The sequence below is a fragment of the Streptomyces beihaiensis genome (assembly GCF_026274175.1).
Lineage (GTDB): Bacteria > Actinomycetota > Actinomycetes > Streptomycetales > Streptomycetaceae > Streptomyces > Streptomyces beihaiensis.
Genome location: NZ_JAPHNL010000095.1, coordinates 1 through 11,379 on the forward strand (window position 1 = coordinate 1; position 11,379 = coordinate 11,379).

Consider the following 11,379-nt stretch of genomic DNA (forward strand, 5'->3'; position numbering starts at 1 on the left):
GAACGAGCCGTTCGCGGTGCTGTTGGGTGATGACCTGATCGATCCGCGGGATCCGTTGCTGGCGCGGATGGTGCGGGTGCGGGAGGAGCGCGGTGGGAGTGTGATCGCGTTGATGGAGGTGGAGCCGTCGCAGATTCATTTGTACGGGTGTGCGGCGGTGGAGGCCACGGAGGACGGTGATGTGGTGAAGGTGACGGGTCTGGTGGAGAAGCCGGAGCCGTCGGACGCGCCGTCGAACTACGCGGTCATCGGCCGGTACGTTCTTGATCCGCATGTTTTCGAGGTGCTGCGGGGGACCGAGCCGGGCCGTGGTGGCGAGATCCAGTTGACGGACGCGCTGCAACAGCTGGCGGCGGACGAGAAGATCGGCGGTCCGGTGCACGGTGTGGTCTTCAAGGGCCGCCGTTACGACACCGGCGACCGCGGCGACTATCTGCGTGCCATTGTCAGACTCGCGTGCGAACGTGAGGACCTGGGCCCGGACTTCCGGACCTGGCTTCACCGTTACGTCACCGAGGAGATGTAGGACCTTGAGCAGCGCGACCCCGCCGTCCGTGCCGTCCGGGCCGTCTGTGCCCTCAGCCAGTCCCGGCCAGCTGTGGTCCGTGGACGAGCACCTGGAGGACATCCTCAGCACTGTGCAGCCGCTCGACCCCATCGAGCTGCAACTCCTCGACGCCCAGGGTTGCGTGCTGGTCGAGGACGTGACGGTGCCGGTCTCGCTGCCCCCGTTCGACAACAGCTCCATGGACGGGTACGCCGTGCGCGTCGCCGACGTCGCGGGCGCGAGCGAGGAGTACCCCGCCGTGCTCACCGTGATCGGCGACGTCGCCGCGGGCCAGGCCGAACAGCCCGCCGTCGGCCCCGGACAGGCCGCCCGCATCATGACCGGCGCCCCCGTGCCGCCCGGCGCCGAGGCCGTCGTCCCCGTCGAGTGGACCGACGGCGGGCTCGGCGGCGGACCGGTCTCCGGGATGCGCGCCCACAGCGCCGCCCCCGAGGCGGCCTTCGGCGAGGTCCGCGTCCACCGCCCCGCCGCCGCACGCGCGCACGTACGCGCGCAGGGCAGCGACGTACGGGCCGGGGACCGCGCCCTGAGCACGGGCACGGTCCTCGGGCCGCCCCAGATCGCGCTCCTGGCCGCCATCGGCCGCGGCACCGTGCGCGTGCGCCCGCGCCCGCGCGTGGTCGTCGTCTCCACCGGCAGCGAACTCGTCCAGCCCGGCGAAGCGCTCGGCCAGGGCCAGATCTACGACTCCAACAGCTTCGCCCTGGCCGCCGCCGCCCGCGACGCCGGAGCCCTCGCCTACCGCGTGGGCGCCGTCTCGGACGACGCCGAGACACTCCGTTCCACCATCGAGGACCAGCTCATCCGCGCCGACCTCATCGTCACCACGGGCGGCGTCAGCGTCGGCGCGTACGACGTGGTCAAGGAGGCCCTGAGCGGCATCGGTGACCCGGACGAGGAGAGCGGCCTCGGCGCGGGCGGCGGCGTCGAGTTCCGCAAGCTCGCCATGCAGCCCGGCAAGCCGCAGGGCTTCGGCTCGGTGGGCCCCGACCACACCCCGCTGCTCGCCCTGCCGGGCAACCCCGTCTCCTCGTACGTCTCCTTCGAGCTCTTCGTCCGGCCCGCGATCCGCACCCTGATGGGGCTCGCGGGGGACGCCGTGCACCGCCCCACCACGCGCGCGGTACTGCGCAGCGACAAGGCGCTGACCTCGCCCGCGGGGCGACGCCAGTTCCTGCGCGGCGCGTACGACGCGGGGGCGGGCGCGATCGACCCCGTCGGCGGCTCCGGCTCGCACCTCATCGCCGCGCTCGCCCAGGCCGACGCGCTGATCGTGGTGCCCGAGGCCGTGACGTCGGTGGAGCCGGGCACCGAGGTGGACGTGGTGCTGCTCGGCTGAGGGGCGGGGCGCTGCCCGGCTGCCGAGGGGGCGCGTCGCTCCCCGTCGGCCGCCCTGCCCACCGGTCGGCCGAAGGGCGCGATAGCGTGTCGCGCACAACTGTCCGGCGCGCCGCACCGCGCAGGGCTCTTCGGCTCGGATCGGGAGCGCCCAGCACCATGAGCACCTCGCAGGACCGACTCACCCACATCGACGAGGCGGGCGCCGCCCGCATGGTGGACGTGTCGGAGAAGGACGTCACCGCGCGCACCGCCCGCGCCAGCGGCCGGGTCCGCGTATCGCCGCGCGTCGTCGAGCTGCTGCGCGGCGAGGGCGTGCCCAAGGGCGACGCGCTCGCCACGGCCCGTATCGCCGGGATCATGGGGGCCAAGCGCACGCCCGACCTGATCCCGCTGTGCCACCCGTTGTCAGTGTCCGGTGTGAAACTAGATCTTTCGGTGGCCGACGACGCCGTGGAGATCACGGCCACCGTGAGGACGACGGACCGTACGGGCGTCGAGATGGAGGCTCTCACCGCCGTCTCGGTCGCGGCGCTCACGGTCGTCGACATGGTCAAGGCGGTCGACAAGGGGGCGGTCATCACGGACGTGAGGGTCGAGGAGAAGACGGGCGGCAAGTCGGGCGACTGGAGCAGGCCGTGACCATGACGCCGACGACTCACGGGCACGGCAAGGCGGCGGGCGCCTGTCGCGCGCTGGTCGTCACCGCGTCCAACCGGGCCGCCGCCGGGGTCTACGAGGACAAGGGCGGGCCTCTGATCGCGGAGGGACTGCGGGCCATGGGGTTCACGGTCGAGGGGCCCCAGGTCGTGCCGGACGGCGATCCGGTGGAGGCCGCCCTGCGGGCCGCGGTCGAGGCCGCGTACGACGTCGTCGTCACCACCGGCGGCACCGGCATCTCGCCCACCGACCGCACCCCTGAGGCGACCGCCCGCGTGATCGACCACGCGGTGCCCGGCATCCCGGAGGCGATCCGCGCCTACGGCAGGCAGAAAGTGGCGACCGCCGCGCTCTCCCGTGGCCTCGCCGGGGTCGCCGGGCGCACACTGATCGTGAACCTGCCGGGTTCCAGCGGCGGAGTGAAGGACGGCCTCGCGGTCCTGGAGCCGCTCCTGGTGCACGCCGTCGACCAGCTCCGCGGCGGCGACCATCCCAGAACCGACGGCTCCGGCAGCGGCGCCGACGGTCCTGACGCCGGTCAAGGAAGCCCGGGCAGACCCGATGCCCATGCCGCCGGGGGTGCGCACTGAACAGCCCGTCATGGCCCGTCGTCCTGACGGAAGGCGATGTCGCCCTCCGTCCGATAAAGCTGCGCGACCAGCGGGCCTGGCGCGAGGTGAACCGGCGCAACCGCGACTGGCTGCGCCCCTGGGAGGCGACCATCCCGCCCCCCACGCCGAGCGGCCCGATCGCCCACCGGCCGACGTACCGGCAGATGGTGCGCCATCTGCGCTCGGAGGCGAACGCGGGGCGGATGCTGCCGTTCGTCGTCGAGTACCAGGGCCGCCTGGTCGGGCAGCTGACGGTCGCCGGGATCACCTGGGGGTCCATGTGCTCGGCGCACGTCGGCTACTGGGTGGACCAGGCCGTGGCCGGGCGCGGAGTCATGCCGACCGCGGTCGCTCTCGCCGTCGACCACTGCTTCCGTACGGTGGGCCTGCACCGCATCGAGGTCTGCATTCGCCCGGAGAACGGGCCGAGCCGCAGGGTCGTGGAGAAACTCGGATTCCGCGAGGAAGGGCTCCGTCCACGCTATCTTCACATCGACGGCGCCTGGCGTGACCACCTCGTCTTCGCCCTCACGGCCGAGGAGGTCCCCGAGGGCCTCGTCAAGCGCCGCAGGCGCCGGCTCCGTGCCGAGGGGCGCGACAACAGCGCAGGTCCGACCGGCCAGAGCACGGCGGATCCCGGAGCCCCCTCCAAATGAAATAAATGTTCGAATTTGATCGGCGTCGGCTCGCCCAGGTCAATGAATTCCCGACCTGAGCGACCTGTTGATCGCATGAGTCGCAAAAAAATTTCGAAATATCAGCCAGATCGTGCGACACACCGGCTCAATTGGCGGATGCCCTCGCGCAAACCCCTCTACGGTGTGAGACGTGAGCAGCAGCGGCCTCATCTACGCAGTCATCGTCGGGGCCTGGGCCGCCTACTTGGTGCCGATGTGGCTCCGTAGGCAGGACGAGCTGAACGAAGCCCGTCCGACGGAACGCTTCAGCACCGCCATCCGACTCCTCTCGGGTCGGGCGGGTATGGAGCGCCGGTACGCCAAGGACCTGCAGGCGCGCTCGCCCGAGACGGACGAGCGGCGGGGCGACCCGGTCGACCCGGACGCACCCACCGATCCGGTGGACGTCCGGGCCTTCGTCGCGCCCCCGTCCGGCGAAGGGGACCACAGGGGCCACCGAGACCACAGGGGCCACCGTGGCCACGCGGCACCTGCCGCCAACAGCCCCGCCAAGACCCGGACTCAGCCCCCCGCGCAGGAACAGCCCCACACGCAAGCGCAGGCACAGACGCAGGCCCAGGCGCGCGCGCAAGCCCAGGCGCATGCCCAGGCGCAGGCACGCGCCCGGCGCTCGAAGGTGCTCGCGCGCCGTCGCCGCACCACCGTGCTGCTCTTCGTCGCTTTCACGCTCGGCGCGGTCGTTGCCGCGGTCGGCGGCGTGGCGTTCCTGTGGGCGCCCGCGGCGCCGGCCGCGCTGCTCAGCGCGTACATCGTCTATCTGCGCGCGCAGGAACGGCACCGCTTCGCCTACGTCATGGACCGCCGTAGCGCGGAACAGGCCGCACAGCGGCTGCGCGAGGGCCGGGGCCGCAGGCGGCAGCCGGCCGCGGGGCGCACCGCGGCCCAGGACGCCCAGAACGCGGAGGACCCGGAGGAAGGCCGAGCCGGTGAACCGCCCGCCGTCGACCCGGGCCTTGAGGCGCTCGCCGCGGACCGCCGCGCGCTCGTCGAGCAGACCGACCACGCCGAGTGGGTCGACCAGCAGCGCGAACGCCAGCGCCGCCCCGCCCCCGGCGACAGCTGGGACCCGGTCCCCGTGCCGCTGCCGACGTACGTGACCGCCCCGGTCGCCCCGCGCGCCGACGGCGGCGTCGACTACGGCGCCCCCGAGACGTGGAGCGCCGCCCGTTCCTCCGCCGCCGAGCAGCAGTCGGACGAGCGCCAGGAGACGAAGGCCGCCGGGACCGACGCCCAGCCTGCCGACGACGGCCGCACCGACGCCCGCCGCGCCGCCTCCGCCCGCCGCTCCCGCGAGCGCGGACGCACTCCGCTCTTCGACCAGTACGACGACACGACCGACGGCCGCCCGCGCGCCGCCAACGAGTAACCACCGGGGACCGCCCGGAACCGCCCCGGCTGACCAGCTCGGAAGCGGATTTCCGAGCACCCGGATCGGGATGCTAGAGTTTCACTCGTTGCAAGGGCCTGTGGCGCAGTCCGGTAGCGCACCTCGTTCGCATCGAGGGGGCCAGGGGTTCAAATCCCCTCAGGTCCACTGCACGACTGTTCTTGAGTTCGCTCAGGGAGAGTTGACGAGATCCCGTCCGATCTGATTGATCGGACGGGATCTCGGCGTTTCCGGGGTCTGTTCGAGGCTGCGCCCGCACGTGGCCAGTGCCGACGTCTCACGCGGTGGTGGGGATCTTCTGCCCTGCGGGCGGCGGTGGCAGGTCGGCCTGTGGCTGAACCACCGTCTCGCACAACGAACAAGCGGATGGTGCGGTTCTGCGAACCCCGGAGGCCCGCGTCGGCCCAGCGGCGCCCGTAATCCGCTGTTCACCGTCTCCTTCGCGAGCGAGAATCGTCCGCATGTCTGCGATCCCCGGTGGCACGACCGCCTTCCACGACCTGCCTGCGTTCCTCGCCCAGCCTCGCGTCAACTCCCTTGTACTGTCCGCCGACGGCGGCCGTCTCGTCGCCGCCGTGCAGACACTTTCGGAGGACCGGACCAGGTTCGTTTCCGGGCTGTGGGAGATCGATCCGGCCGGGGAGCGCGAGGCGCTGCGCCTGACCCGGTCGGGGAAGGGCGAGTCCGATCCCGCGTTCGGCCCGGACGGAGTGCTGTACTTCCTGTCGGAACGCGAGGACGACGGCGAGGGCGGCGGCGAGGAGGACAAGCACGAGGGCGCCGCGCTGTGGGCGCTGCCCGAGCGGGGTGAGGCCGCCGTCGTGGCCCGGCACCCCGGAGGGATCACCGCGTTCACCGCCGCCCGGGACTCCGGCGCGCTCGCCCACACCGCCGGGCTGCTGCCCGGGGCCGCCGACGCCGACGCGCACGGCAAGCTGCGCACGGCGCGCGAGGACGCGAAGGTCACCGCGATCCTGTACGAGGGCGGGCCGACCCGCGCCTGGGACCGCGATCTCGGACCCGAGGCACAGCACACCTTCGTGCGCCCGGGGGCCGAAGGCGCCGTGGTCGACGCCGGCGGGCAGGGCGCCGGCATCGAGCACCCCGGGGACGTGGCGCTGTCGCCCGACGGGACGCGCGTGGCCTACACCCGGTTCGTGTCCGGCCGGGTGCCCGCCGAGAACCGCACCGCCGTGGTGGTGGCGGACGCGGCCACCGGCGAGGAGGTCTTCGTCCTGGGCGATGTGGAGCACCTCTACGAGGCGCCGGTCTTCACGCACGACGGCTCGGCGGTCGTGTGCTCGCGGGCGACGTGGCCGACGTACGACGAGTCGATGGACATGACGCTCGTACGGGTCGGTGTGGACGGCGGCGGCGAGGCCGTCGATCTGCTGCCCGGGTTCGACAACTGGCCGGTCGGCGCCGTCTGTTCGCCGGTCGACGACGTCCTCTTCTTCGTGGCCGACGTGGAGGGGCACGCGCCCGTCTTCCGGCGTGACGCGGACGGTACCGTGACCCGGCTCACCGCCTCGGGCGCGTACGGCTCGCTCTGCGTGGCCCCCGACGGGCGGACGCTGTACGCGCTGCGCAACGCGATCGACTCGCCGCCGCGGCCGGTCAGGTTCGCGGCCGGCGCCGCCGACCAGACGCCGGTCGAACTGCCCGCCCCCGGCGCGTTCGACGCGCTGCCGGGCACCCTCACGGAGGTCCACGCCGACGCGTCGGACGGATACCGGCTGCGCGGCTGGCTCGTGCTGCCAGAGGGCGCGTCGGCCGAGCACCCCGCGCCGCTGCTCGTCGCCGTGCACGGCGGGCCTGAGGGCAGCTGGAACGCCTGGACCTGGCGGTGGAACCCGTGGCCGTTCGCGGCCCGCGGCTACGCGGTGCTGCTGCCCGACCCGGCCCTGTCGACCGGCTACGGCCGGCAGGGCCACGCGCGCGGCTGGGGGCAGTGGGGCGGGACCCCGTACACCGATGTGATGGCGCTGACCGACGTGACCGAGGCCCGTGACGACATCGATGCCGCGCGCACCGCGCTCGGCGGCGGCTCCTACGGCGGCTACATGGCCAACCGGGTCGCCACGAGCACCGACCGGTTCAAGGCGATCGTCAGCCACGCGGGCCTGTGGGACCTGCGGTCCTTCCAGGGCGACACCGACGCGCCCTGGTACTTCCAGTGCATCTTCGGCGACCCGGTGACCCGGCCCGAGCGGTACGAGGCGCACTCCCCGTACCTGGACGCCGCGAAGATCCGTACGCCGATGCTGGTCATCCACGGCGCGAAGGACTACCGCGTGCCGGTCGGCCAGGGTGCCGCGCTCTTCCAGGATCTGCAGCGGTTCGAGGTGCCCGCGAAGTACCTGTACTTCCCGGACGAGAACCACTGGATTCTCTCCCCGGGCCACATCCAGGTCTGGTACGAGGCGTTCCTGAACTTCCTCGACCACCACGTCCTCGGTGCCGAGTGGCGGCGGCCCGGACTACTGTGACCGCGGGGACGTCTAGGCTCCACGTGTGCCTGATCAGAGGCGTTCGTGAACACCCCACTGCACTTGATGTCCCGCCCAACTCTCCGGGTTGGGCGGGATCTTCGTTTTCCGAGCCGGGAGGGTCCGGGAATGAGGCATGGCATGCGGCCATGGCGGTTCGTGATGACCTTCGGTGTCGTCAGTCTGCTGATGGACTTCGTGTACGAGGGCGCGCGCTCCGTCACCGGTCCGCTCCTGGCCCACCTCGGCGCCTCTGCCGTCGTCGTGGGCGTGGTGACCGGTGCGGGTGAGGCCGCGGCTCTCGGCCTTCGGCTGGTGTCGGGTCCGCTGGCCGACCGTACCCGGCGGTTCTGGACCTGGACGATCGCCGGGTATGCGCTGACCGCGCTCGCCGTACCGTTCCTCGGCCTGACCGGAGCGCTGTGGGCGGCGTGCGCGCTGGTGGTCGCAGAGCGGGTCGGCAAGGCCGTCCGCTCCCCGGCCAAGGACACCCTCCTGTCCCACGCCACGGCCGCCACCGGCCGGGGCCGCGGTTTCGCCGTGCACGAGGCGATGGACCAGGTGGGCGCGCTGCTCGGCCCGCTCACGGTGGCCGCGATCCTCGCGGTCTCCCACGACGACTACGCCCCGGCCCTCGGCGTGCTCGCCCTGCCCGGCGCCGCCGCCCTCGTACTGCTGGTGTGGTTGCGGGCGCGAGTGCCGGACCCTGTCGCGTACGAGGAGGGGAAGGGGGAGGCGGAGAACGGGGAGGCGGAGAACGGCAGCGCTGAGAACGGCAGCGCTGAGAACGGCAAGGCTGAGAACGGTGAGGTCGGGGCCGTGCGGCCGCGGCTGCCGCGTGCGTTCTGGACGTATGCCGTCTTCACCGCCACCACCCTGACCGGTTTCGCCACCTTCGGCGTGCTCTCCTACCACCTGGTCGAACGCGATCTGCTGCCCACCGCGGCCGTGCCCGTCCTGTACGCCGCCGCCATGGCCGCCGACGCCGTCGCCGCGCTCGCCACCGGGTGGCTGTACGACCGGTGGGGCGCCCGCGTCCTCGCCGTGCTGCCGCTGCTCTCCGCCGCCGTGCCCGCCCTGGCGTTCACCGACACGGTGTGGCTCGTCGTGCTCGGCGCGCTGGTGTGGGGCGGAGCCGTCGGTGTCCAGGAGGCCACCTTGCGCGCCACCGTCGCCGACCTCGTGCCCGTGGGGCGCCGCGCCACGGCGTACGGGATCTTCGCCGGGGTCATGGGCGGCGCCGCGCTCGCGGGCGGCGCGCTCACCGGCGCCCTCTACGACGTCTCCGTGCCGGCTCTGATCGCCACTGTCGCCGCGATCCAGGCCGCCGCACTCGCGTTGTTGTCGGTTCAGGACCGCACGTAGTGGTATCCGTCGCCGTAGGCGGGGCCGATGTTGTGCTGGATGCCGTTGTTGTGAATGTAGAAGTAGGAGGCGTCCAGGCTGTTTCCGCACGGACCCGCGGTCGACTTGCTGGGATCCATGGTGGCCGCGCTCACGTTGATCCGACTGCCCTGGTCGGCGTGCGAGGTCACGTGTCCCACGTACTCGCAGTGCACCACACTGGTGGTGATGAAGCGGACGGTGCCGCCGCTGGAGATGTACACGGTGGAGGGCTGGTTGATGTTGTACGTGCCGTCGTACTTCCAGCTGCCCACGAAGTAGGTGGGCACGAGGCGGGAGGAGCCGCTGCCTCCGGTGGTGCTGCCGCCGGAACCGGAACCGGAACCGGAGCCGGAACCGGAGCTGGAACCTCCGGTGGTGCTCGATCCGCCGCTCGTGCTGCCGCCGGTGCTGGAACCGGAGCCGCCGCTCGACCCCCCGCTCGAACCGCCACTCGTGGTTCCGCCGGTGGAGCCGCCCGAGGTGCTCCCCGAGCCTCCTTTGGAGGTGCCGCCGGAGCTGCCTCCGGACGTGCTGGTGCCTCCGCCGCCCCCGCTCGCGCCCTCGGCGCCGGTCCCGCCCGAACTCCCTGAGCCGGTGCCCGTGTTCTGCCCGTCGCCACCGTTCTTCCCGGCGCCCGCGTCCTTCCCGGCGTCCTTCTTGCCGCCGCCGGAGGACCGGCTGCCCGACGGCTTCGGGCTCCCGGACGGTGAACCGCTGGACCCGGAGGGCCGGTTGGCGTCGCCGCCGGGCGTCGCGGTCGTGCTGCTCGCCGGTGGTGCGGCCCCCGCGCCGTTGCCGCCGCCGTTGCCGAAGGGCTGGATCAGCAGGGCGGTTCCTCCGCCGACCGTCAGGACCGCCACGACCGGCAGCGCCACGAAGAGGCCACGTTTGCGCCGGTGCCGACTCCGCCGTGTCGCATCGGCGGCTCCAGGGGCCCCGGCTGCTCCGGCGCCCCCGTGGACTCCCGTGGCCCCCACGGCCCCGACTTCGGTACCGGCCGCGCCGTCGCCCCCGCCCGCCTGCGCGCGCAGCGGGAACGTGCCGCGGTCCACCGGCTCCTCCCGCAGCGGCTCCGCCTCCGCGTCCAGGAGTACGGCGGCCTGCTGCGCCAGATGCGCGACGACATCGGCGGGCAGCCAGGAGCGGCGCGGGGAGCGGGCCGACCGCTCCCAGCCCGGGTCGGCCAACAGCTCTTCCACGTCCGGCCGTTGCTCGACGTCCTTGGTCAGGCAGCGCACGACGAACGCCAGCAGCTCGGGATCGTCGAGTCCGTCGAGCCGGTCGAGCTCGGGCTCGCCCTCGACGATCTGGAACATCACCGCGTGCTGGTTGCTCGCTCCGTGCCCGAACGGCAGCCGCCCGGTGGCGGCGTACGTCAGCACGCACCCGAGCGTGAACACATCGCTGCGGGGCCCCGCGTCGCGCCCGCGCACCTGCTCGGGTGACATGAAGCCGGGGGAGCCGACCACCATCCCCGTACTGGTCAGCAGGGACTCGACGGACGTCTCCAGCGCCCGCGCGATCCCGAAGTCGATGACCTTCGTGCCGTCGACGGTGAGCATGACGTTGGACGGCTTCAGGTCGCGGTGTACGAGCCCGGCCTCGTGGATGTCCTTCAGCGCCAGCAGCAGCCCCTCGGCGAGAGCGCGCACCGACGCGGGCGGCAACGGCCCGTGCCGCCGCACGACTTGTTCCAGCGAGAGTCCGGGTACGTACCCCGTCGCCACCCAGGGCGGCTCGGCGTCCGCGTCGGCCTCCAGTACGGGGGCGGTGAAGCGGGCGTCGACCCGCTGGGCCGCCTCGATCTCCCGGCGGAACCGCGCCCGGAACTGCGCGTCCGCGACGTGCTCCTCGTGCACGACCTTGACCGCGACGGTCCGTCCGCTGCCGGAGCGGGCGAGGAACACGCGCCCCATGCCGCCGGCGCCGAGCCGTCCCAGGAGCAGATAGGGGCCGATGCGCGCCGGATCGTTGGAGGTGAGGGGTTTGACCCCGCCGTCGAGGTAGTCGTCGTCCCGCTCTTCGCCACTGCTCATGCTGGTCTGCCCCCCCGGTCTTCCCGCCCGGTCATGGACGGAACTCGATAGAGAGTAAGCGCTGCTTACACTCCGGTGAAGAGCAGGACGACCCAAGTGGCCGGGACGGTTCTCTGTTTGTCTGTCACATGTCGGTACCGGGCGAGGTCGCGTGTCGGTACCGGGCGAGGTCGCGTGTCGGTACCGGGCGAGGTCGCGTGTCGGTA

Annotated in this window: 9 protein-coding genes and 1 tRNA gene; 9 read left to right on the plus strand and 1 reads right to left on the minus strand. The window is 72.7% G+C overall.

Features of this window, described 5'->3' with window-relative positions; translation table 11 throughout:
- The 9 genes from OFY01_RS10935 to OFY01_RS10975 form a co-directional block, all read left to right on the plus strand.
- The coding region (locus tag OFY01_RS10935; protein WP_266598727.1) for a UTP--glucose-1-phosphate uridylyltransferase at nucleotides 1-526 on the plus strand (526 nt) is incomplete at its 5' end.
- Nucleotides 527-572: 46 nt separating this feature from the next.
- Nucleotides 573-1,907 (plus strand): molybdotransferase-like divisome protein Glp, encoded by a 1,335-nt coding sequence (gene glp, locus OFY01_RS10940; RefSeq protein WP_266598741.1) that lies wholly within the window; start codon nucleotides 573-575, stop codon nucleotides 1,905-1,907.
- A 158-nt stretch (nucleotides 1,908-2,065) separates the two neighbouring features.
- Complete coding sequence (gene moaC, locus OFY01_RS10945; protein WP_266598729.1) at nucleotides 2,066-2,548, plus strand: cyclic pyranopterin monophosphate synthase MoaC; 483 nt, start codon at nucleotides 2,066-2,068, stop codon at nucleotides 2,546-2,548.
- A gap of 2 nt (nucleotides 2,549-2,550) precedes the next feature.
- Complete coding sequence (locus tag OFY01_RS10950; protein WP_266598731.1) at nucleotides 2,551-3,156, plus strand: MogA/MoaB family molybdenum cofactor biosynthesis protein; 606 nt, start codon at nucleotides 2,551-2,553, stop codon at nucleotides 3,154-3,156.
- On the plus strand, nucleotides 3,153-3,833 hold the full coding sequence (locus tag OFY01_RS10955) for a GNAT family N-acetyltransferase (protein WP_266598743.1): 681 nt from the start codon (nucleotides 3,153-3,155) through the stop codon (nucleotides 3,831-3,833). Before OFY01_RS10950 ends, OFY01_RS10955 begins: the two co-directional genes overlap by 4 nt.
- A gap of 172 nt (nucleotides 3,834-4,005) precedes the next feature.
- Nucleotides 4,006-5,241 carry a divisome protein SepX/GlpR gene (gene sepX / locus OFY01_RS10960; RefSeq protein WP_266598733.1) on the plus strand — a complete coding sequence of 412 codons (1,236 nt, stop codon included), beginning with the start codon at nucleotides 4,006-4,008 and terminating at the stop codon, nucleotides 5,239-5,241.
- Nucleotides 5,242-5,335: 94 nt separating this feature from the next.
- Nucleotides 5,336-5,409, plus strand: a tRNA-Ala gene (locus tag OFY01_RS10965).
- Nucleotides 5,410-5,723: 314 nt separating this feature from the next.
- Nucleotides 5,724-7,751 (plus strand): alpha/beta hydrolase family protein, encoded by a 2,028-nt coding sequence (locus tag OFY01_RS10970; RefSeq protein ID WP_266598735.1) that lies wholly within the window; start codon nucleotides 5,724-5,726, stop codon nucleotides 7,749-7,751.
- A 141-nt stretch (nucleotides 7,752-7,892) separates the two neighbouring features.
- Nucleotides 7,893-9,116: an MFS transporter gene (locus tag OFY01_RS10975; RefSeq protein WP_266598737.1), complete on the plus strand. Its 1,224-nt coding sequence runs from the start codon at nucleotides 7,893-7,895 to the stop codon at nucleotides 9,114-9,116.
- Here OFY01_RS10975 and OFY01_RS10980 read toward each other — a convergent pair.
- Complete coding sequence (locus tag OFY01_RS10980; RefSeq protein WP_266598739.1) at nucleotides 9,101-11,173, minus strand: serine/threonine protein kinase; 2,073 nt, start codon at nucleotides 11,171-11,173, stop codon at nucleotides 9,101-9,103. The two genes, OFY01_RS10975 and OFY01_RS10980, sit on opposite strands and share 16 nt — an antisense overlap.
- Between the last annotated feature and the right edge of the window lie 206 nt (nucleotides 11,174-11,379).